Source organism: Kluyvera sp. EC_51 (assembly GCF_019584505.1).
Lineage (GTDB): Bacteria > Pseudomonadota > Gammaproteobacteria > Enterobacterales > Enterobacteriaceae > Kluyvera > Kluyvera sichuanensis.
In genome coordinates, this window is the sequence record NZ_VDAG01000092.1 from 154,655 (window position 1) to 176,818 (window position 22,164).

21 protein-coding genes are annotated in these 22,164 nt (G+C 57.4%); 11 read left to right on the forward strand and 10 right to left on the reverse strand.

The features are described from left to right. Positions 1–185 precede the first annotated feature (185 nt). The 8 genes from preA to FHC49_RS17505 all read right to left on the reverse strand — a co-directional run bounded on the left by preA (position 186) and on the right by FHC49_RS17505 (position 7,574). Complete coding sequence (gene preA / locus FHC49_RS17470; protein WP_185666913.1) at positions 186–1,421, reverse strand: NAD-dependent dihydropyrimidine dehydrogenase subunit PreA; 1,236 nt, start codon at positions 1,419–1,421, stop codon at positions 186–188. Between the two features lie 2 nt (positions 1,422–1,423). After that, positions 1,424–2,656, reverse strand: coding sequence for an NAD(P)-dependent oxidoreductase (locus FHC49_RS17475; protein ID WP_220440435.1), 1,233 nt, complete (start codon positions 2,654–2,656; stop codon positions 1,424–1,426). Positions 2,657–2,868: 212 nt separating this feature from the next. Continuing rightward, positions 2,869–3,315, reverse strand: a complete 447-nt coding sequence (locus tag FHC49_RS17480) for a helix-turn-helix transcriptional regulator (protein ID WP_220440436.1) — start codon at positions 3,313–3,315, stop codon at positions 2,869–2,871. 181 nt (positions 3,316–3,496) lie between these two features. Next, a complete protein-coding gene (sanA, locus tag FHC49_RS17485) occupies positions 3,497–4,231 on the reverse strand; it encodes an outer membrane permeability protein SanA (RefSeq protein WP_185666916.1) in 735 nt (244 codons plus the stop codon). Positions 4,232–4,419: 188 nt separating this feature from the next. Continuing rightward, the gene (cdd, locus tag FHC49_RS17490; RefSeq protein WP_220440437.1) at positions 4,420–5,304 is read right to left on the reverse strand and encodes a cytidine deaminase; all 885 of its coding nucleotides are present in this window, start codon (positions 5,302–5,304) and stop codon (positions 4,420–4,422) included. 129 nt (positions 5,305–5,433) lie between these two features. After that, positions 5,434–6,129 carry a CidB/LrgB family autolysis modulator gene (locus FHC49_RS17495; protein WP_220440438.1) on the reverse strand — a complete coding sequence of 232 codons (696 nt, stop codon included), beginning with the start codon at positions 6,127–6,129 and terminating at the stop codon, positions 5,434–5,436. Next, positions 6,129–6,527, reverse strand: a complete 399-nt coding sequence (locus FHC49_RS17500) for a CidA/LrgA family protein (protein ID WP_220440439.1) — start codon at positions 6,525–6,527, stop codon at positions 6,129–6,131. Before FHC49_RS17500 ends, FHC49_RS17495 begins: the two co-directional genes overlap by 1 nt. A 123-nt stretch (positions 6,528–6,650) precedes the next feature. Beyond that, positions 6,651–7,574: a LysR substrate-binding domain-containing protein gene (locus FHC49_RS17505; RefSeq protein WP_220440440.1), complete on the reverse strand. Its 924-nt coding sequence runs from the start codon at positions 7,572–7,574 to the stop codon at positions 6,651–6,653. A 169-nt stretch (positions 7,575–7,743) separates the two neighbouring features. Here FHC49_RS17505 and FHC49_RS17510 point away from each other — a divergent pair, with 169 nt between their 5' ends. The 5 genes from FHC49_RS17510 to FHC49_RS17530 are packed head-to-tail and all read left to right on the forward strand — an operon-like array spanning position 7,744 to position 12,724. Then, positions 7,744–9,102 (forward strand): aromatic acid/H+ symport family MFS transporter, encoded by a 1,359-nt coding sequence (locus FHC49_RS17510; RefSeq protein WP_220440441.1) that lies wholly within the window; start codon positions 7,744–7,746, stop codon positions 9,100–9,102. Positions 9,103–9,113: 11 nt separating this feature from the next. Then, entirely contained in the window at positions 9,114–10,142 is a 1,029-nt protein-coding gene (gene gtdA / locus FHC49_RS17515; RefSeq protein ID WP_185666922.1) for a gentisate 1,2-dioxygenase, read from the forward strand. A gap of 14 nt (positions 10,143–10,156) precedes the next feature. Continuing rightward, a complete protein-coding gene (locus FHC49_RS17520; protein WP_185666923.1) occupies positions 10,157–10,858 on the forward strand; it encodes a fumarylacetoacetate hydrolase family protein in 702 nt (233 codons plus the stop codon). Positions 10,859–10,866: 8 nt separating this feature from the next. After that, complete coding sequence (gene maiA / locus FHC49_RS17525; protein ID WP_220440442.1) at positions 10,867–11,511, forward strand: maleylacetoacetate isomerase; 645 nt, start codon at positions 10,867–10,869, stop codon at positions 11,509–11,511. A 19-nt stretch (positions 11,512–11,530) separates the two neighbouring features. Beyond that, entirely contained in the window at positions 11,531–12,724 is a 1,194-nt protein-coding gene (locus FHC49_RS17530; RefSeq protein ID WP_035893422.1) for a 3-hydroxybenzoate 6-monooxygenase, read from the forward strand. A 169-nt stretch (positions 12,725–12,893) separates the two neighbouring features. Here the strand turns inward: FHC49_RS17530 and FHC49_RS17535 are convergent, their stop codons facing one another. Continuing rightward, positions 12,894–14,276, reverse strand: coding sequence for a Xaa-Pro peptidase family protein (locus tag FHC49_RS17535; RefSeq protein WP_220440451.1), 1,383 nt, complete (start codon positions 14,274–14,276; stop codon positions 12,894–12,896). Positions 14,277–14,362: 86 nt separating this feature from the next. Between FHC49_RS17535 and dusC the strand changes: the two genes are divergently transcribed. The 4 genes from dusC to FHC49_RS17555 all read left to right on the forward strand — a co-directional run bounded on the left by dusC (position 14,363) and on the right by FHC49_RS17555 (position 19,666). After that, positions 14,363–15,301 carry a tRNA dihydrouridine(16) synthase DusC gene (dusC, locus tag FHC49_RS17540; RefSeq protein WP_220440443.1) on the forward strand — a complete coding sequence of 313 codons (939 nt, stop codon included), beginning with the start codon at positions 14,363–14,365 and terminating at the stop codon, positions 15,299–15,301. A gap of 155 nt (positions 15,302–15,456) precedes the next feature. Beyond that, positions 15,457–16,290, forward strand: coding sequence for a transcriptional antiterminator BglG (gene bglG, locus FHC49_RS17545; RefSeq protein ID WP_185666926.1), 834 nt, complete (start codon positions 15,457–15,459; stop codon positions 16,288–16,290). 28 nt (positions 16,291–16,318) lie between these two features. Further along, positions 16,319–18,256, forward strand: a complete 1,938-nt coding sequence (gene bglF / locus FHC49_RS17550) for a PTS beta-glucoside transporter subunit IIABC (protein ID WP_220440452.1) — start codon at positions 16,319–16,321, stop codon at positions 18,254–18,256. A gap of 15 nt (positions 18,257–18,271) precedes the next feature. After that, complete coding sequence (locus FHC49_RS17555; RefSeq protein ID WP_220440444.1) at positions 18,272–19,666, forward strand: glycoside hydrolase family 1 protein; 1,395 nt, start codon at positions 18,272–18,274, stop codon at positions 19,664–19,666. Between the two features lie 51 nt (positions 19,667–19,717). Here FHC49_RS17555 and FHC49_RS17560 read toward each other — a convergent pair whose 3' ends face one another. Next, positions 19,718–20,452 (reverse strand): bifunctional 2-polyprenyl-6-hydroxyphenol methylase/3-demethylubiquinol 3-O-methyltransferase UbiG, encoded by a 735-nt coding sequence (locus tag FHC49_RS17560; RefSeq protein ID WP_185666928.1) that lies wholly within the window; start codon positions 20,450–20,452, stop codon positions 19,718–19,720. A gap of 133 nt (positions 20,453–20,585) precedes the next feature. On the opposite strand from FHC49_RS17560, the gene mdtQ reads away from it, so the two are divergent. Both mdtQ and FHC49_RS24770 read left to right on the forward strand, forming a co-directional pair. Beyond that, positions 20,586–22,028: a multidrug resistance outer membrane protein MdtQ gene (mdtQ, locus tag FHC49_RS17565; protein WP_220440445.1), complete on the forward strand. Its 1,443-nt coding sequence runs from the start codon at positions 20,586–20,588 to the stop codon at positions 22,026–22,028. A gap of 77 nt (positions 22,029–22,105) precedes the next feature. Then, a partial coding sequence (locus FHC49_RS24770; RefSeq protein ID WP_097491765.1) for an IS1 family transposase occupies positions 22,106–22,164 on the forward strand: 59 nt, incomplete at its 3' end.

Below are 22,164 nucleotides of genomic sequence, written 5' to 3' on the forward strand. Positions count from 1 at the left end.
TACAGGATCAATCACCACCTCCCTAGGAGGTGGTTTAGGGGTGACAATAAAAAGAAGCCCGGCGAAATGCCGGGCTTTTACGTTGTAGCCCGGCCAAGCGCAGCGCCGCCGGGGTTTACCACCGAACAACCCCGGAGTCGGTGCTGCGCACCTCGTCCGGGTTACTTGCTCAACGTTGAGAGGTGTTAAAGCGCCACCGCATGCGCTGTTTCACCCGGTTTAAAGGCTATCTCCCCAAGGCTAATGCAGGCCACCGGACAGACGTGTCCGCAGAGCAGACAGCCGACGCATTTTTCGGTATTGCAGTGCGGTGTGCGGGTCTCTTCATTCCACTCCATCGCCTGATGCCCGCCGTCATAGCAGGAGATATAGCAGCGGCCGCAGCCGACACATTTTTCCTGATTAATATGCGGGTAGACAATGTAGCTGCGGTCGAGCTCTTCGGCCGGCACGATGTTGTGATTGGCGAGACCAATCATCTCATCAAGCGAATGGAAGCCCTGATCGTTAAGGTAGTGGGAGAGGCCGCTTATCATATCTTCGACGATACGGTAGCCGTACTGCATGATGCCGGTCGTAACCTGCAGCGTCGCCGCGCCCAGCAGTAAAAACTCGGCGGCGTCTTCCCAGGTTTCAATCCCGCCGATCCCGCTGATGGGGAAATCCTTCAGCTCGGGGTGCGTGCGCAGTTGCTGAATGAAGCGCAGCGCAATTGGCTTCACGGCTTTACCGGAATACCCGGAGACGCTGGATTTACCGTTGACCACCGGCATGCCGATTTTACGGTTTAGGTCGATATTGGTAATAGATTTAACGGTGTTGATGGTCGCGATACCGTCGGCACCGCCGCGTTTGGCCGCCAGCGCCACTTCGCACATATCGCCGATGTTCGGCGTCATTTTCGCGAGCATCGGCAGAGAGGAGCCGCGCTTCACCGCCCGGCAGTATTTCTCTACCAGCTCCGGGCTTTGCCCGACGTCGCTGCCCATCGCGTGGGAGGTCATCTGCGGGCAGGAGAAGTTACACTCAATCATGTCGGCCCCGGCTTCCTCGACGAGCTTCGCCAGATCCTGCCATTGCTGCTCATTTTCACCCATGATCGAAGCGATCAGCACCTTATCGGGATAATCCTGTTTGAGTTGGCGGATTGCCGCCAGGTTTTCCGCCAGCGGGTGTTCGGCAATCTGCTCCATATTCTTAAAGCCGATAAACCCGGTATCTTCTTTGGTCAGATGATCGAAGCGCGGAGAGACTTCGTTGGCAATGAAGAAGCCGATAGTTTTAAACACGATCCCGCCCCAGCCGCTGTCATAGGCCTTGGCGCACATGTCGTAACAGTTGCCTACTGGTGAAGACGAGAGGCAGAACGGGTTAGGGAATTTAACGCCGCAGAAGGTGACAGACAGATCTTTGGTTAACATGTTCATGCCTCCTCTAAATAGTGATGAATGGCCTGAGCGGCTTCTTTCCCGGTCTTCACGGCATAGACCACAGTTTTATCTCCTTTGACGATATCGCCCGCGGCGAACAGCGCAGGATCGCTGGTCTGGTAGTCGTGCGTTTCCACGACGTTGCGCTGTACCTGAATGCCCGCAAAGGCATTTAGCTCAGCGCGTTGGCCCACCGCCAGATAAATACGCTCCGCCGTCAGCGTTAGCTCGCCGGGCAGGCGGACGTGCTGGAATGTGACTTTGTTGCCCGCCACGCTGACAGGCGTAAAGCCATCGATAATCGACACGCCCAGCGCCTGGGTAGTGGTGAACTCTTTATCGCTTGCCGGGAAGTCGGCCAGCTCTTCGCGCGCGACGCAGGTGACGGAGGAGCAGCCGAGAATTTTCAGCGTGCTGGCTACGTCCATTGCCACGTCGCCGCCGCCGACAATCAGGGCGCTTTGCGGTACGGTGATGTTGCCGCCAGAGGTACGGGTGCGCTGGAGAAAATCGACGGCAATCTCGACCGGGTCTGCGTTGTTAAACATTGGTAGCGTTGCGCCTTTGGACATCCCAACGGTCAGCAGCACGGCGCGGTAGTCGGCTTTTAGCTCGGCGAGGGTCAGGTTTTTGCCGACTTCACAGCCGCAGAGAATCGTCACGCCCATTTCGCTGATGCGCGCAATCTCTGCATCCAGCACCTTTTGTGGCAGGCGGAATTCAGGAATACCGTGACGCAACCAGCCGCCCGGCTGGGCCGCCTTTTCGAAAAGGGTCACGTCATAACCCAGATTGGTGAGGGTGACGCTGGCCTGTAATCCGGCAGGGCCCGCGCCAACAATCGCCACTTTGCCCTTATCCTTGCGGCCCGGTTGGTAAATCTGCATCGCCGTCTGCTGCTCAAAGTCGGTAATAAAACGCTGCAGGCGGCCGATATCAATCGGCGTATCGATTCCCGAGCGGGAACAGCCCTGTTGGCACAGTTTTTCCGTTGGGCAGACGCGTGCACACACCGCCCCTAATGCATTATTTTCCCGAATGGTTTCGGCCGCGCCTTTAACGTTGCGGAAATAGAGTGAGCGAATGAACTTGCCCGGGTCGGTCTCCGCCGGGCAGGACTGGCTGCACGGCGCGTCGTGGCACAGCAGGCAGCGGGAGGCTTCTTTGATCGCCAATAGCGGCGTAAAGGCGGGAATCAGCTCATCCAGGTATTCGTGTTGCGACATAATTGCTCCCTTAATGATTAGTTTAATTAAGGCAAATAAAGTGAAACAACTACTGGCAGGCTAAGCGGATGAGGGGGAGGGTTCTGTGAAAGTATTCACAAATAACCTGGTAATTGGTGTGGTTTATTGGGGATCGCAAGAATACATAAGATGCAAATAGGAACAATTACCGCAATGAGAATTCATTAGATCGATTTATCTGAAGCTGAGGTTTACTCCGATGAAAGCAGCGTCGTCAGCAGGCTTTTTGCGATCGGTACCAGACCTATTTGTAGACCGAGGGGTTTATAGATTCGATTGATCACCTCGACGGAGTAATTTCCTTTGTCGTTTTCAATATCTGACAGCGTTTTGCGTGATACGGAAACCAGTTCGGCGTAGGCGTCCTGTTTTAATCCCATGATGTGGATTCGAAACTGCTTTAGTGCGACGCCCTGTGAAATCTCACCCAGCAGTAGCTGTCTGATGAGGTTATTCATCACCGTTTTACGTTCCTGAGTGGTGATTTTATCCGTCGTTGAGGAGACGCGCTTTTTTTCCACCAGCGGTGTCTGTCGGGTGACGTTATAAATCCCCGTCGCCTGATTTAAGTCGTTATTAGACTGACGTAAGCGTTCGACGGTGGCTTTAATCTCATCTTTTTTGTTTTGCGCACTCATAGCAGCCCCCACCGTGTCAGTTTGTCTGTCATAAATTTAAAGCCAATCGACGGCATCAATAAAATGGCCTCCGGTACGCCGCGTGCCTGGAGCCTTTCCGGTAAGTCGACGAGCGAAGCTGCTGTTTTATGTACCTTATATCACGCGTTATTCACATTTTACGTTTTTAGTGACACATATATCACTCATCAGCTTTAGCGGCGGATTTCTTCTTCTGCAACTCCAGCAGCTGTTCTGGCGTCACCGCCGGATAACCTTGAGCGCCTTCCGGCACTTCCTGCTGGGCAGGAATGGGGATCAGCGGGCCTAAGAAACGCGGTTCGCGCTTGAAGAGGTAGAGATCGGCCAGTGCGCCGAAGCGGGCGCCGAACTCACGCAGTCGAACGCTCCACATATCTTTCGGTGACGGCACGGCGTAGCACTGCGCCTGAATACCCATATGCAGGGCGATAAACAGCGCGCGCTCGCAGTGGAAGCGCTGGGTGATGATGATGAAATCGTTGGTGTCGAAGACTTTGCGGGTACGCACGATGGAGTCGAGCGTACGGAAACCGGCGTAGTCGAGCACAATATCCGCAGGATCGACGCCTGCTTTAATCAGATCGCGACGCATGGTCATCGGTTCGTTATAGCTTTGCAGCGCGTTATCGCCGCTCAACAGCAGGTAGTTGACCTTACCGCTGTTGTAGGCGTTCAGCGCACCCTGAATGCGGTAACGATAATACTGGTTGATAACCCCGGTGCGGTAATACTTGGCAGTGCCGAGCACCACGCCAACCTGGCGGTAGGGGAGATCCTGCAGTTCATCGTAGATATAAGGGGCGGTTTTCCAGCTCATCCAACGGTCAAGACCCAGCACGGTCAACAGCAGCAGGCCGCATAGGACTAACAGGCTGTATAACACACGCTTTAACATGAACTTGACTCAATAGTGGACGAGGGAGACATCAGGCTACTTTACCCGTCGGGCAAGAGCAAGAAACCATCGTTTAATTGCGGGGAAATTAACCGGTGTTTTGTCGCCCGGCTAAGCGAAGCGCCGCCGGGACGGGGTACCGAGTCACCCCGGAGTCGGCGTGTTTACGCCTCGTCCGGGCGACATCGTTAACCTAACAGCACGCGATCGATATTGTGGCAGCCCAGCGCTTTCAGCGTAGCGGCGGTGGCATCCCATTGAATCAGCGGCGCATCGGCGCGTTCGGCCAGAATGGCGCGCTGGATGTCCGGGTAGTCGTAACCGTTCAGGCTCAGCAGGTTCAGGGCACCCTGCAGCGGTGGCAGCGTTGGGTTAAACGCCGCGTTTTCCGCATAGCTGCCGCTGAAAATGGTACCGTCACGCAGTTCCAGCGCCACGCCGGAAGGCGCTTTACTGTATGGGGTATGGCTGTGGTTCGCGGCCCGAATGGCAGCCTGCGCCAGCGCATCGCCCTCGAGCGGATAACCATGATCCTGCTCGTCCATCAGCAGGGTTTTGATATCGAGGTCTTTTGGCCCGAACGCGTCCGGCAGGTAGTCTTGCAGAGTATGTGGCTGACGGCCCGGCAGGTTGATACGCAGCGCCAGCCCGCTGTTCAGTTCATTCATAAACTGACGGCAGTGGCCGCACGGCGTGTAGTTAACGGTAATGGCCTGCAAGGATTTTTCGCCGCGCAGCCAGGCATGGCTGATGGCGCTCTGTTCTGCGTGCACGGTCTGCTGCATGGTGGCACCGAGGAATTCCATGTTGCCGCCAAAGTACCAGGTACCGCTCACGCCGCGGGCGATAGCGCCCACGTTAAAGTGAGACAGGTCGGCACGGGCGCAGGCTGCTGCCAGCGGCAGGAGCGCGAAAGCGAGCGCGTCTTCGTCCAGCCCCGTCGCCGTTTTAAGCGAAGAGACCTGCTCGGCGCTCAGCAGAGCAGGGAAGTGCGGATCGGCTAGCAGGGGAGCGATAGCGGTCTGCAGATCTGCCGCCAGTTGCGAAAAAGCAGATTGAAAACGTGGATGCATGGCGTTGTGCCTCATAACAATGTAATGGGATCGTAGTGTACGGGGCGCAAGCGCCCCGATTAGTGATCAATATCTCATTGTTAATGCAACGTGTGTAACATCAATTAAAAATGTGTGATTTGTCTCGTTTTATCCCACTACCGACAGAATAATCGGGAACAGGAATGGCGCAATCAGCGAGGTAATGATGCCGCAGATAACCAACGCCAGCGAACTAAACGCCCCTTCCTGATAGTCCATCTCGGCGCAGCGAGCGGTGCCGAGGGCGTGCGAGGCGGTGCCCATTGACAGCCCGCGTGAGGCTTTGGTGGTAATCCGCATCAGGTTCAGCAGGGTATGACCAAATACTGCCCCGAGAATACCGACGTAAATCACGCACACGGCGCTAATGGCCGGAATACCGCCGATGCTGCCGCTGACCGCCATCGCAATCGGGGTGGTCACCGATTTCGGCAGAATAGAAGCGGCGATTTGCGGTGAAGCCCCCATCATCAGCGCTACCGACGTCCCGGTGATCATCGCCACCGCGCTGCCGACGAAGCAGATAGTAATGATGGATTTCCAGCGGGCGCGGATCTGGTGCAGCTGTTCATACAGCGGATAGGCCAGGGCGACCACCGCAGGCTGCAGCAGATCGTTCAGCACTTCACTGCCCTTAAAGTAGTGATCGTACGGAATATCGGTCAGCAGCAGGAACGGAATAATGACTACCATCGACACCAGCAGCGGGTTAAGCAGCGGCATCTTAAAGCGCGCGGCAAGCTTACGGGCGGCGAAAAAGACGACTAAGGTCAGCGGTAAAGACCACCAGATATAGTGCAGCATTATTTATCCGCTCCCTCACGACCAACGACGTTACGCTCACCGTGAATCAGGTGAGAGCTCCAGCTCACCACCACCAGCACCACCAACGTACTGATGGTACAGGAGACGACCACCGGGCCGAACTGCGCGCTCAGCAGCGAGAAGTACTGCATCACGCCCACGCCAATCGGCACGAACAGCAGCGCCATATAGCGGATAAGGATGTAGCAGCCGGGGTTGACCCACTTCGCGGGCAGGATTTGCAGCGCCAGCAGCACAAACATAATAAGCATGCCGATAATGCTGCCGGGAATGGTAATCGGCAGCAGCGACGAAATAAAAATACCGGCATACAGACAGGCGTAAATCAGCACGAATGCACGCAGGTATTGCCAGATTAAATTCAGCGATTTGAGCATGGGATTCACCTTTGGTGGAATGCATTCATCATACAATTAAACCCTGAAATGTGCTACCGATCACATCATGAAATCTGAGCATACCTGATATAGATAACGCGAACATCAGGCATCTGCCCGGCGTTATTCCGCCATTTGTACCGGATGCGACAAATAGTGGAGAAACCGGCTTAGCGCAAGCGAAGGCGTGCTCGATTTGCGCCAGAATACGCCAACGCTGCCTTTCTGCTCAACACGTGGCAGCGCCAGAATGGCGAGCTGGCCCTGGCTCTGGTATCGCTCCGCCAGACGCAGTGACAGAATTGAGATCATATCGCTGCTTTGCAGCAGGTTGACGCTGACATTCATCGAGGCCGACTCAATGGTATTTTCAGGCAGCATGACGCCGTTTTCCACCAGGGCGTTGTCGATGCTTTGGCGAATCGGCGTGCCGTTAGGCCAGACTATCCAGCGCCATGACGCCAGGTCCTCCCACGACAGTCGGCTGCGGTGGGCGAGGGGATGGTCGGTTCGCGCCACGAAACAGACCGGTTCGGTATAGAGCACCTCATAATTCAGCGGCAGTTCCAGCGCCCGGCCGCCAATACGCCCAACCACCACGTCCACGACGCCGGACTGCAAATCATGCAGCAGCGGGGTCATCACCTTCTCTTCAATATTCAGATGCAGCGTTGGCATTTCGGCCAGCAGCGGGAAAATGGCCTGGGAGACGCAGTCGGTCGCCACCGGCGAGCAGCCGATTTTCAGGCTCCCCACAAGGCCGCCCTGTTTAAAACGCTCCATCTCAAACTGCGAGCGTTCGATGTCGTTAATCAGCCGCTGTGCGTGCTGAAGCAGCAGCTTACCGCCCTCCGACACGCGCAGCCCTTTGCTGTGACGCTCAAAAAGCGTGATGCCCAGTTCCTCTTCAAACTGGGTTAACCATTTTGAGAGCGCGGGTTGGGTGATGTGCATCATTTTAGCGACCTGAGTTAGGTTTCCCTGCTCGCCAAGTGCCACCAGCATCTTCAGATGGTGGAGCTTCAGCTTCTGCGTCCAATCGGCCATGAGATATAACCTCCAGGTTATGGATAGGCATGAAATGCCATTGTACAACTCATTTCACATGTCACAAGATAGCAACATAAAAGCAAAAAAATAAACATCTTACTCTGAGCCGTTCTGGCGAAAGCGTGAACGGCGACGTGGATAACCTGCATATACCGAGGCCCTCCCTATGACGCAACGACGTGAACTACAGGCACTCATCGATGTCGCTCCGATCGGCAAGATGCAGTGGCGCGTCATCATCTGCTGTTTTCTGGTAGTGATGATGGACGGTTTTGATACCGCCGCGATTGGCTTTATCGCCCCAGCCATTCGCGACCACTGGCAGCTAACTGCAGGCGATCTGGCACCGCTGTTTGGCGCAGGTCTGCTGGGGTTAACCGCAGGCGCCTTGCTGTGCGGCCCGCTCTCTGACCGGCTCGGGCGCAAACGCGTTATCGAATGGTGCGTGGCGCTGTTCGGCCTCTTCAACCTGCTGTCGGCGTTCTCACCGAATCTGGAAGCCTTAATCATCCTGCGCTTTTTAACCGGCCTCGGACTTGGCGGCGCGATGCCTAATACCATCACCATGACCTCTGAATACCTGCCGGCCCGCCGTCGCGGCGCGCTGGTCACCCTGATGTTCTGCGGCTTTACGCTCGGCTCGGCGCTGGGCGGTATCGTCAGCGCGCAGCTGGTGGCGGTGATTGGCTGGCACGGCATTCTGGTGCTGGGCGGCGTCTTGCCTATCGTGCTGTTCTTCGCGCTGTTGGCCGTGCTGCCGGAATCCCCGCGCTGGCTGGTACGCCGTCAGCGTCCGCAGGCGGAAATTCGCCGCACCGTGAGCGCCATGACCGGCGAGCGTTATGACGACGCCGAGTTCTGGCTTGATGAACCGGCGGCAACCCAGAAGGGCAGCATCAGCCAGCTGTTCGCCGGGCGTCAGCTCACTATCACGCTGATGTTGTGGGTGGTGTTCTTTATGAGCCTGCTGATCATCTATTTACTCTCCAGCTGGATGCCAACCCTGCTGAACCATCGCGGTATCGATCTCCAGCACGCCTCGTGGGTAACGGCGGCGTTCCAGGTAGGCGGTACGCTGGGGGCGCTGATGCTCGGCGTGTTAATGGATAAATTCAACCCGTTCTGGGTGCTGGCGGTGAGCTATGCGCTGGGGGCGGTGTGCATTGTGATGATTGGCCTGAGCGAAAACGGCCTGTGGATGATGGCGCTGGCGATTTTCGGTACCGGCATCGGCATCAGCGGCTCGCAGGTTGGCCTGAATGCACTGACCGCCACGCTTTATCCGACCCAGAGCCGCGCCACTGGCGTGAGCTGGTCAAACGCTATCGGCCGCTGCGGCGCGATTGTCGGCTCCGTTTCCGGCGGCGTGATGATGGCGATGAACTTCTCATTCGACACCCTGTTCTTTGTGATTGCCGTACCGGCCGCCATTAGCGCCGTGGTGCTGACGCTCCTGACGCTGGTCGTACGCCAATCTTCCCGAGTACCCGAATCGTCGCCTGTGATGGGCGCGGTGAAAAGTTAAGGAGAATAATAATGACCTCGGACGTAAAACACGATCGCCAGCAGTTCTACCAGCATATTTCCGGGCAAAACCTGACGCCGCTGTGGGAATCGTTGCATCACCTGGTGCCAAAAACGCCGAACGCCAACTGTGCCCCGGCCTACTGGAACTACCAGGAAATTCGCCCGCTGCTGCTGGAAAGCGGCACGCTGATTGGCGCAAAAGAGGCGGTACGCCGCGTGCTGGTGCTGGAAAACCCCGGCCTGCGCGGTCACTCATCGATTACCTCGTCGCTGTACGCGGGCCTGCAGCTGATCATGCCGGGTGAGGTGGCACCAAGCCATCGCCATAACCAGTCGGCGCTGCGCTTTGTGGTAGAAGGCCACGGCGCGTTTACCGCCGTTGACGGCGAACGCACCCAGATGAGCCCCGGTGACTTTATCCTCACCCCGCAGTGGCGCTGGCACGACCACGGTAACCCGGGCGACGAACCGGTTATCTGGCTCGACGGCCTCGACCTGCCGCTGGTGAACTACCTCGGCTGCGGCTTCGCGGAAGATTACCCGGAAGAACAGCAGCCGGTCACCCGTAAAGAGGGCGACTACCTACCGCGCTACGCCGCCAACATGCTGCCGCTGCGCCATCAGGTGGGTAACTCATCGCCGATTTTCAACTACCGCTACGACCGCAGCCGTGAAGCGCTGCATGAGCTGATGCGCATGGGCGATGCCGATGAGTGGGATGGTTACAAGATGCGCTACGTCAACCCGGTGACCGGGGGCTACCCGATGCCGTCGATGGGCGCCTTCCTGCAGCTGTTGCCGAAAGGCTTCCAGACGCGTCAGGCGCGCACCACCGACAGCACCATCTACCACGTGGTGGAAGGTAGCGGTGAGGTGACCATCGGCGAGCAGACCTTCAGCTTTAAAGCGAAAGATATTTTTGTCGTGCCAACCTGGCACAGCGTGTCCTTTAACACGCCAGAAGAGACCGTGCTATTCAGTTTCTCGGATAGGCCTGTCCAGGAAGCCCTGGGACTGTTCCGCGAAGCGCGCTATTAATCAGGAGAAGAAAGATGAGCAAATACGTATTTGAACCCCAGGCGCCGGTTGCCGTGCCGGTTGTTGGCAGCGATGAGAAATTCCCGGTGCGCCGCGTGTACTGCGTGGGTCGTAACTATGCCGCCCACGCCCGTGAGATGGGCTTTGATCCGGATCGCGAGCCGCCATTCTTCTTCTGCAAACCGGCGGATGCCGTGGTTCCCGTTGCCGCTGGCGAAACCCTGAACCTCGCCTACCCGGCGCAGACCGACAACTATCACTATGAAATCGAGCTGGTGGTCGCCATTGGTAAAAAAGGCAGCGATATCCCGCTGGAGAAAGCTGAAGAGTATATCTGGGGCTACGCAACCGGGCTGGACATGACCCGCCGCGACCGTCAGATGGAGATGCGTCAGATGGGCCGTCCGTGGGAAATCGGCAAAGCCTTTGACCTGTCCGCACCGATTGCGCCGCTGCATAAAGTCGCCGACGCACCGTCTCTGGATAACGCGCCAATCTGGCTGCAGGTTGACGGCAAAGACCGCCAGCGCAGCGATATCCAGCACCTGATCTGGGACGTGAAAGAGACCATCAGCTACCTGTCTGGCTTCTTCGAACTGCAGCCGGGCGACCTGATCTTCACCGGCACGCCGGAAGGCGTTGGCGCGGTCGTGAAGGGCGAAACCATCACCGGTAATGTGGAAGGATTAACGCCCATCGCGGTCAAAATTATTTGAGGTGAATGATGAAGCTGTACAGTTTTTTTAATAGTTCGGCCTCTTACCGCGTACGTATTGCGATGGCGCTGAAGGGCATTGACCACCAGACCGTCGGGGTCAACATCCGTATCGGCCAGCAGAATGCGCTGGAGTACCGACGCCTGAACCCGGTGGGATTAGTGCCTGCACTGGTCACCGACGAGGGTGAATCGCTGGGGCAGTCGCTGGCGATTATTGACTGGCTGGACAGACATTTCCCGCAGACGCCGCTGCTTCCGGCGAACGATCCCCAGTGCATGCGCGTGCTGGAGGTGGTGTACGCCATCTGTTGCGACATCCACCCCATCAACAACATGCGCGTATTGCGCTACCTCAGCGACGAGCTGAAGGTGAGTGAAGAAGAGAAAAAACGCTGGTATGCACACTGGATCCAGCAGGGGCTGAGCGCGGTAGAACAACTCCTGCGCCGCGGCCAATCAGGGGCATTTTGCTTCGGCGATACGCCGACGCTGGCCGACTGCTGCCTGGTGCCGCAGTGGGCGAATGCGGAGCGTATGGGCTGCGATTTAAGCGGTTTCCCACGCTGTAAAGCCGTGTTTGATGCGTGTACGGCGCTGCCGGCGTTTATTGCGGCGGCCCCTGAAAACCAGCAGGATAAGATCCCGGCGTAGTGAGAACAGGAGAAGAATCATGGCTAAAGTAACGCGTGCAATCATTGTCGGCGGCGGTATTGGTGGCGCGGCCACCGCGCTGTCGCTGGCGCGTCAGGGCATCCAGGTGATGCTGCTGGAACAGGCGCACGAAATTGGCGAGATTGGTGCCGGGATCCAGCTCGGGCCGAACGCCTTTTCCGCGCTCGACAGCCTCGGCGTGGGCGAGGTCGCCCGTCAGCGTGCGGTCTTTACCGACCACATCACCATGATGGATGCGGTCAACGGCGAAGAGGTGATTCACATTGAGACGGGGCAGGCGTTCCGCGACCACTTCGGCGGCCCGTATGCGGTTATCCACCGCGTCGATATTCATGCCACCGTCTGGGAAGCGGCGTTGCAGCACCCGGGCGTGAAGTACCGTACCTCTACCCACGTAGTGGATATTCGCCAGACCGCCGACGATGTCACCGTGTTTGACGACAAAGGCAACAGCTGGACGGCGGATATTCTGATTGGCTGCGACGGCGTGAAATCGGTGGTGCGCCAGAGCCTGCTCGGCGACACGCCGCGCGTGACCGGCCACGTGGTCTATCGCGCCGTGGTGGAACGCGACGATATGCCGGAAGACCTGCGTATCAACGCGCCGGTGCTGTGGGCTGGCCCACACTGCCACCTGGTGCACTATCCGCTGCGCGGCGGTAAGCAGTACAACCTGGTGGTGACCTTCCACAGCCGCGAAACCGAGCAGTGGGGCGTACGTGATGGCAGTAAAGAAGAGGTCATGTCGTATTTTAAAGGCATTCACCCACGTCCGCGCCAGATGCTGGATAAGCCCACCTCCTGGCGTCGCTGGTCGACCGCTGACCGCGAGCCGGTAGAGAAGTGGGGCAACGACAGAATTACGCTGGTGGGCGACTCCGCTCACCCGGTCGCGCAGTATATGGCCCAGGGGGCGTGCATGGCGCTTGAAGATGCGGTGACGCTCGGTAAGGCGCTGACCCAGTGCGACGGCGATGCCGCCAGCGCGTTTGCGCTGTACGAGTCGGTGCGTATTCCGCGCACCGCGCGTATCGTCTGGTCTACCCGTGAAATGGGGCGTCTGTATCATGCGGCTGGGGTAGAGCGTCAGGTGCGTAACCTGCTGTGGAAAGGCAAAACCCAGGAAGAGTTCTATCGCGGCATCGAGTGGTTGTACGGCTGGAAAGAAGATAACTGTCTGCAACCGCGGTAATAGCGGTTGGCACCATGTGCTCCCTCTCCCTTCTTAAGGGAGAGGGGCGGGGTGAGGGTCGGTGCGCCTATGCCCCTCACCCTAGCCCTCTCCCCAAAGGGGCGAGGGGACCGAATGGAGCAGGGTTTGTAGCCCGGCCAGGCAAAGCGCCGCCGGGAATATCACCGCACTACCCCACCAGCGCCTTATCTTTGGCTAACATAAACGGCCGCAGATACCCCACGGTGTTAGATAGCGGCAACACGTCATCGCTCAACGCAATATTCAACGTCTCGCGAATATACGCCCGCCGCGCCTCGATGCGCGCCCACAGCGCTGGATACGCCTGCGCTATCTGCTGGCGTAACGTCGTGTCGGCCAGGGCAATGCTCTCTTCCGCGCTGGTGCCCGTATACCCCGGTACCGACGGAATAATATCAATCTGCATCACCATGCCGCTTTTCAGCGTCTCGCTTGAGCCTGAATAGACCGGTGACGACATCCACTCTTCATCCGCGCTCAGGTGCCCTGGGTTAAGGTGCCAGCCGTACTGTGCTTTTGGTAGCACGCGCTCGACTAAATCATAAAGCTCACCGCCCTGCATCCCGACCTTAATATTCTCAAGCCACGTCGCCACCGCGCCAAAATAGGGCTTCACCACGCGGTCCAGATAATCACGCTGGTTCTCCGGCAACTCGCTCTCCTCAGCAATCACAAACCCGGTGCGGCTGGAGAGCCCGCCTTTAAACCCGGTGGTCATCGACAGCGGCTGGCCGCGCTCGACCTTTTTCCATGAAGGGTAGAGGTTGGCTTTCTCAAAACGTTGTCCGGCTGCGGCGATGGTGACAACAGACGGTGCCTGCCCTTCGGCGGCGAGCAGCGCGCCCAGATCCACTTCACGGACGCCTGGTTCGACGGCATCCAGCGCCGCCAGCATGCAGCGGGACGCGAGGTTGGCGCCATATTCGTAATGGGCAATTTCGTTGGCGTTATTCACCGTTCTCACCCCTTTATCACCGCGAATAAACAGATGCGCCGCGTTGACCAGATCGGCATGGGTGCTCTGTTTTATCGCCTCGACGATAAACCACGGCAGGTCGAACAGCTTTGCGTTATCGCGCCCGGCGGTGGTAAACATCTTCCAGCCGACCAGCCCCACTTTAGACATCGCGCTCAGCCCGGTTTCGCTGAACAGCTGCGCCAGCGGCTTTTCGTTATCCATCGGCTGATTAGGCAGCGAGAACAGCGGGCAGTGTTTTAACGTCACCGGAATGCGCGAATGCGCTGCCATCTTCAGGTTTTCATTGCCGAGAATGGCGGTGGCGTGCCCGGATTTATGCAGCACCAGCAGGCCCTCTTCAAAGCGCGGTATAAAGCCGGTCAGGTACTCAAAATTACCGCCGTGCTCTTTATCGGCGTAAATCACCAGCGCATCAAAGCGTTCTTCCTGCATCCGTTCGAGCAGTTTATTTTTACGCTCTAGCAGGGTGGCATCGGTCAGCGTGACCGGCGGTACGTCGCTGAATCCGTGCGGCGGCTGGATGGCTTTAAGCGTAATATCCCTTGAATTCATCATTCACCTCCTGGTGTGTTGACTGGCAGTGGAAAGCGGCATACTAAGACGTTACCATAGCGCCTCTTTTTTTTCCGGATAACGATATGCGTGTTTTACTGGCACCGATGGAAGGCGTGCTCGACTCGCTCGTGCGCGAGCTGCTGACCGAAGTGAATGATTACGATCTGTGCATCACCGAATTTCTGCGCGTGGTGGACCAGCTATTGCCGGAAAAATCGTTCTACAAGCTATGTCCCGAACTGCATAACCAAAGCCGCACACCTTCCGGTACCCGCGTGCGTATTCAGCTATTAGGGCAATACCCCGAGTGGCTGGCGGAGAACGCCGCCCGCGCGGTGGCGCTAGGTTCCTGGGGCGTAGACCTCAACTGCGGCTGCCCGTCGAAAACGGTAAACGGCAGCGGCGGTGGGGCGACGTTGCTAAAAGATCCGGAGCTTATCTACCAGGGTGCGAAAGCGATGCGTGAAGCGGTGCCAGCGCATCTGCCGGTGACGGTAAAAGTGCGTCTGGGCTGGGACAGCGGGGCGCGACAGTTTGAAATTGCCGATGCGGTGCAGCAGGCGGGGGCTACCGAGTTGGCTGTCCACGGGCGCACCAAAGAGGATGGCTACAAGGCCGAGCGTATCAACTGGCAGGCGATCGCCGAGATTCGCCAGCGGCTCACCATCCCGGTTATCGCCAACGGTGAAATCTGGGACTACGACAGCGCGCAGGCGTGTATGGCCGTCACCGGCTGCGATGCGGTGATGATTGGCCGCGGCGCACTGAACGTGCCGAACCTCAGCCGGGTTATCAAATACAACGAGCCACGCCTGCCGTGGCCGCAGGTGGTGGATTTACTGAAAAAATATGTTCTCCTGGAAAAACAGGGGGATACCGGGTTGTATCATGTGGCGCGTATTAAGCAGTGGCTTGGCTACCTGCGTAAAGAGTATGATGAGGCTAGTGAACTGTTTAGCGCCGTGCGCGCACTGCAGGAGTCGAAGCTGATTGCGCGGGCGATTACCGACTGGCGCGTATAAAGTATCAGATCTCCATCACAAATTTTTCTTTGCTTCATTGAGCTTCACTACGTGAAAGTGAAATACTCCTGAACGATTGTTACTGCTTCGGCAGGCAAAACCTGATTATCTGGCTCCTGTCAGAAGTCAGGTTTTTTTGTTTCTGGGGTTCATAAATGCAAATCGCCAAAGTACTTAATAATAATGTGGTGGTGGTTCTGGATGAACACCGGCGTGAGCAGGTAGTGATGGGGCGAGGGCTAGCCTTTCAGAAACGCGTCGGCGACTCACTGGATGAGACGAAAATCGAGAAAATTTTTGCCCTGCAAAGCGATGAGCTGGTAGGGCGTTTAGGTGAATTACTCAGTCAGATCCCGCTTGAGGTGATGACCACCTGCGACCGGATTATCGAACGGGCGCGCGAGCGGCTCGGCAGGCTGCAGGAGAGCGTTTACATCACCCTGACCGACCATTGCCACTTCGCCATTGAGCGGCAGAAAAAGGGCGTAGCGCTGCGTAACGTGCTGTTGTGGGAGATAAAGCGGCTCTACCCGAAAGAGTTTGCGCTGGGGCAGGAGGCGCGAGCGCTGATTGAAAAGCGGCTCGGCGTGGCGCTGGCGGAGGATGAAGCCGGATTTATCGCCCTGCATCTGGTCACGGCGCAGCTCAACAGCGAAATGCCGGAAGTGATGCACGTCACCCGGGTGATGCAGGAAATTTTGCAGCTGGTGAAGTACCAGCTGCGTCTGGAGTACAACGAAGAGTCGCTAAGCTATCAGCGCTTCGTGACCCACCTGAAATTTTTCGCCCAGCGAATGCTGACGCGAACGGTGGTGGAAGACGATGACGCCGAACTGCATAGCGCGGTGAAGGACAACTACGCCAAAGCGTGGAAGTGTGCGGAAACCGTCGGTTTGCATCTGCAAAACAGCTATCAGCGGCCGTTGACGACGGAAGAGATTATGTTTCTCGCCATTCATATTGAACGGGTGAGAAAAGAGGGGCGTTAATCCCCCAATACAATGGGATTGTTACTGCATAACGCAGGCAAAACCCGAGCGCGGTGCCATCTGGCGTCGTTCTCGGGTTTTTTTGTTTTTATACTCGGTCAAGGAATTTGGTATGAAATATCATGAACTTGCGCAGGATATTCTCCGCCACGTGGGCGGTAAAGAGAATATGGTGAGTCTGGTTCACTGCGCTACCCGGCTGCGTTTTAAGCTTAAAGACAGCAGCAAAGCTGACGCTGAGGCGCTGAAGGCGAACCCCGGCGTGATTATGGTGGTTGAGAGCGGTGGTCAGTTTCAGGTAGTGATCGGCAACCACGTCCACGACGTCTGGCTGGCGGTGCGCGAGGCGGCAGGTATTACCGACGATAGCGAACCGGTCGCGGTCAAAGGCGAAAAAACTTTAGTGCTGGGCCAGGTTATCGACGTGGTGTCCGGTATTTTTGCGCCGTTTATCGGCGTGATGGCGGCCACCGGTCTGTTGAAAGGGTTGCTGGCGCTGGCAGTAGTGTGCGGCTGGCTGAACACCGAACAGGCGACCTACAAAATCTGGTTTGCGGCAAGCGACGCGCTGTTCTTCTTTTTCCCGCTGTTCCTCGGCTACACCGCCGGGAAAAAGTTTGGTGGTAACCCGTTTATTACGATGGTGATCGGCGGCGCGCTGACCCACCCACTGATGATTCAGGCCTTTGAGGCGGGGCAGTTACCGGGTGCCACGGCGGAGTATTTCCTCGGCATCCCCGTCACCTTTATCAACTACAGCTCCTCGGTTATCCCTATCATCCTTGCTTCCTGGGTGTGCTGCTGGATTGAGCGGCGCAGCAACGCGTTGCTGCCGTCGGCGATGAAGAACTTTTTTACCCCGGCTATCTGCCTTGCCATTGTGGTGCCGCTGACGTTTCTGGTTATCGGGCCAATCGCCACCTGGCTTAGCGTGATGCTGGCGAACGGTTACCAGGCGGTTTACGTCGTTGCGCCGTGGCTGGCGGGGGCCGCACTGGGCGGGCTGTGGCAGGTCTGCGTTATCTTCGGCCTGCACTGGGGGCTGGTGCCTCTGATGATCAACAACCTGAACGTGCTGGGCCACGACTCGATGCTGCCGATTATTCTGCCGGCGGTGCTGGCGCAGGTGGGGGCGGTGCTGGGAATTTTCCTCGCCACTCGTGATGCGCGCCAGAAAGTGCTGGCGGGCTCTGCGTTTTCTGCCGGGCTTTTTGGTATCACCGAACCGGCGATTTATGGCCTAACGCTGCCGCTGCGTCGCCCGTTTATCTTTGGCTGCGTCTCAGGTGCCCTCGGTGGCGCGATTACCGCCTTCAGCAACAGCGCGACCTACTCGTTTGGCCTGCCGAATATCTTCTTCCCGGCGCAGATGATCCCGGCAAGCGGTATTGATGCCAGCGTATGGGGCGGGCTTATTGGTACGGCGGTGGCCTTTATCCTCTCCGGCTCGCTGACCTTCTTCTTTGGGATGCCGCGCAAAGCCGCAGAGGCCACAGTGGTGGCAAAAGCCGCGGATAACGACGTGCTGGCACCGATGACCGGCAGCGTGCTGGCGCTGGAAAATGTCCCGGATACCACCTTCGCCAGCGGCCTGTTGGGTAAAGGCGTGGCGATGATTCCGGCGGAAGGCAAAGTGATTGCCCCCTTTAACGGCGAAGTCGCCTCGATTTTTCAAACCAAACACGCCATCGGTCTTGAGAGCGACAGCGGCATTGAACTGCTGATCCACGTTGGTATTGATACCGTCAAGCTGGACGGCGCGCCGTTTACCGCCCATGTGAAAGAGGGCGACAAGGTGCGGGCGGGCGATCTGCTGCTCACTTTCGACCGCCAGGCCATTCTGGACGCCGGTTACGACCTGGCGACCCCCATTATTATCAGCAACAGCGATGATTATCCGGAGCTGGAGATCGTTGCCGGCAGCGCAGTCAGCGCCGGTCAGCCGCTGTTGTCCATTACGCATTAATCACAGGAGAGAGAGATGAAAGCATTCCCACAGACGTTTTATTGGGGCGGCGCGACCGCAGCGAACCAGGTTGAAGGCGCCTTTCTTGAGGATGGCAAAGGGTTATCCACCTCCGACGTGCAGCCGCACGGCGTTTTTGGCGACGTCGTTGAACGCGTACCGGGCGACACCGGCTTAAAAGATATCGCCATCGACTTCTATCACCGCTACCCGGACGATATCGCGCTGTTCGCCGAGATGGGTTTTAACTGCCTGCGCGTGTCGATTGCCTGGACGCGTATCTTCCCGAACGGTGACGACGCCGAGCCAAATGAGGCCGGTCTGGCCTTTTACGACAAGCTGTTTGACGAGATGGCTAAACATCACATTACGCCGCTGGTCACGCTCTCCCACTATGAAATGCCGTGGGCGCTGGTGAAAAACTACGGCGGCTGGGGCAACCGCAAGGTGATTGGCTTCTTCGAGCATTATGCCCGTACGGTGTTTGAGCGCTACAAAGGCAAGGTCAAACTGTGGCTGACCTTTAACGAAATCAACATGTCGCTGCACGCGCCGATGACCGGCGTAGGCCTGCCGGGGGATAGCAGCAAAGCGGAAGTGTATCAGGCCATTCACCATCAGCTGGTGGCGAGCGCGCTGGCGGTGAAAGCCTGCCATGAGATTGTGCCGGAAGGGAAAATTGGCAACATGCTGCTGGGCGGCCTGATGTACCCGCTAAGCTGCAAGCCGGAAGATGTGTTCAAAACCCTGCAGGAGAACCGCGGCTGGCAGTTCTTCGGCGACGTGCAGGCGCGCGGAGCGTATCCGGGCTATATGCTGCGCTATTTCCGTGATAACGGTTTTGCGCTGGAGATTACCGACGCCGACCGTGACGCGCTGAAATCGACCGTCGACTTTATCTCGTTTAGCTACTACATGACCGGCTGCGTGACCGCCGACGAAGCGCTGAACCAGAAAGCGCGCGGCAATATCCTCAATATGGTGCCGAATCCACATCTGGAAAGCTCGGAGTGGGGCTGGCAGATTGACCCGCTGGGGCTGCGCACGCTGCTGAACGTGCTGTGGGATCGCTACCAGAAGCCGCTGTTTATCGTTGAAAACGGCCTCGGTGCGAAGGACAAAGTGGAAGCTGACGGCAGCATCAACGATGACTACCGTATCAGCTACCTGAATGACCATCTGGTGCAGGCGCGGGAAGCGATTGAAGACGGCGTTGAGCTGATGGGCTTTACCAGCTGGGGGCCGATTGACCTGGTCAGCGCCTCGAAGGCGGAGCTCTCCAAGCGCTACGGATTTATCTATGTGGATCGCCACGACGACGGCACCGGAACGCTGGCGCGCAGCAAGAAGAAGAGCTTCGATTGGTATAAAGAGGTGATTGCGACCAACGGCGCGAGCTTGAAAGCGTAAGCATCGGTGAGTGCCGGATAAGGCGTAGCCGCCATCCGGCACTCACCCAACTCACACCGGCTTACGCGCGCGCAGAATAAAAATCATCGGCCGTTCTTTCTCTTCATCCAGCGCCGGGTTGGCGGCAATCTGTTCTGCGGTTGGTCCCCATTCGTTGAGGCATTCAATGACAAAACCGGCGGCGACCAGCGCGTTGATCCAACTGCCAAGCGTCCGGTGCTGTTTCTTCACGCCGTCGGCAAACCAATTGCTGATGCGCTCGCCTTCCTGCTGATAATGGCTGACCGGCCAGCTTTTCTGTCCCTGTGCATCTTCCTGCCAGCCCTGCTTGAGCGGGGCGGTATAGATAGGATGCTCGGCGGAAAACAGCAGCGTGCCGCCCGGCGTCAAAGCCTGATAAACGCAGGCGAGTAGCGGGGCGATATCGGGCAAATAGTGCAGCGCCAGCGAGCTGTAAACCACGTCGCAGCTATTGGCGGCAAGCGCGAGGGTTTGTAAATCTTCGCAGCGGTATTCAATCCCCGCGTCGTGGGTCATCTCTCGCGCCCGTTCCAGCATGAGGCTGGAGAGATCCAGCCCGGTCACCTTAGCGGCGCCCTGGTCGCGCGCCCAGCGGCAAAACCAGCCGTAGCCACAGCCAAGATCCACCACCCGCTGACCGGCCAGCGCGGGCATCATGTGCACAATAGTGGCCCATTCCGGCGCACCGTCGAGCCCTCTAACCGAACGATCAAGCGTGGCGTACCCGGCGAAGAAATCAGGGTTGTCATAAATATTCTGACTCATTTCTACTCCATGAAATTTAATCATTTTTGACTGTCACTAAGTATGTCAAATTATGTTCCCACACGCTTTACTAAAAGGATTGGCTGCATTTAAATTAATATAAACCTCCTTCTTTTGTAACCTGACCTCTCAAATGAACTTAACTCTGAAAAAAAGCGTGCTGACTGGTTTACCCCTGCTCATCGCGCTGGCTGGCTGTGCACCTTCGCATGATATTGGTAGTCCTGTTAAACAGCAGGTTCCGGCCTCGAACGTTTCAACGGAACTCCCTGCGGCGTTGCAAAACGGTTGGCCGCAGAGTAACTGGTGGCAGGGCTATCACGATGCACAGCTGAACAGCCTAATTACCCGCGCGCTGGCGAATGCGCCGGATATGCAGATTGCCGATCAGCGCATCAAACTGGCCGAAGCGCAGGCGCGGATGTCGAAGTCGTCGCTGGGCCCGGAAGTGGATTTCGGCGGGAATCTTGAACGCCAGAAAATGTCCGCAGAAGGCCTGATGGGGCCGTTTGCCACCGACGCTGACGGCAATACCGGCCCGTGGTACACCAACGGTACGTTCGGCCTGACCGCCGGATGGGATCTTGACCTGTGGGGTAAAAACCGCGCGCAGGTGAAGGCGCGCATCGGTGAAGTGAAGGCGCAGGTTGCCGAGCGGGCGCAAACCCAGGAACTGCTCTCCAGCAGCGTGGCGCGTTTGTACTGGCAGTGGCAAACCGAAGCCGCGATTCGCGACGTGTTAGAGCAGGTGAAAAGCGAACAAAATAATATCGTGACCGTGGATACCGAGCTGTACCAGCACGGGCTGACCAACTCCGCCGAAGGGGCTGAGAACGATATTAACGTCAGCAAAACCGACCAGCAGTTGACCGACGTGGCTGGCAATATGAAAGAGATTGAGGCGCGGCTGATGGCGCTGACCAACAGCCAGAGCCAGTCGCTGAACCTGCGTAAGGTCGACCTGCCAGCGGTTGCCAGCAAAATGCCGGCTCGCTTAGGCTACGACCTGCTGGCGCGCCGTCCGGATCTGCAGGAAGCGCACTGGTATATCGAAGCGTCGCTGAGTGAGGTCGACGCGGCGAAAGCGGCGTTCTACCCGGACATCAACCTGATGGCCTTCCTGCAACAGGATGCCCTGCACTTAAGCGATCTGTTCCGTAGCTCGGCCAACCAGATGGGCGTGACCGCCGGGCTGACGCTACCTATCTTCGATAGCGGCCGTCTGAACGCTAACCTTGATATCGCTAATGCGCAGAGCAATCTCTCCATCGCTAAATATAATAAAGCGGTGGTGGATGCGGTAAATCAGGTGGCGAAAACTGCCAGCCAGGTTGAAACGCTGATGGAGAAAAACCAGCAGCAACAGCAGGTTGAAAAAGACGCACAGCGTGTGGTGACGTTGGCGCAGGCGCGGATGAACGCCGGGATTATTCCGGGTTCTAAAGTTAGCCTTGCGAAATTGCCCGCTCTGCAGGAGCGCGTCAACGCGTTACGCCTGCACGGCCAGTGGATCGATGCCAGCATCCAGCTGACCTCGGCGCTGGGCGGTGGCTACCACATCAGCGAAGAAAAATAACCAACCTCGTGTTACTTCCCCCGGTGATGCTGCCAACTTACTGATTTAGTGTATGATGGTGTTTTTGAGGTGCTCCAGTGGCTTCTGTTTCTATCAGCTGTCCCTCCTGTTCAGCTACTGACGGGGTGGTGCGTAA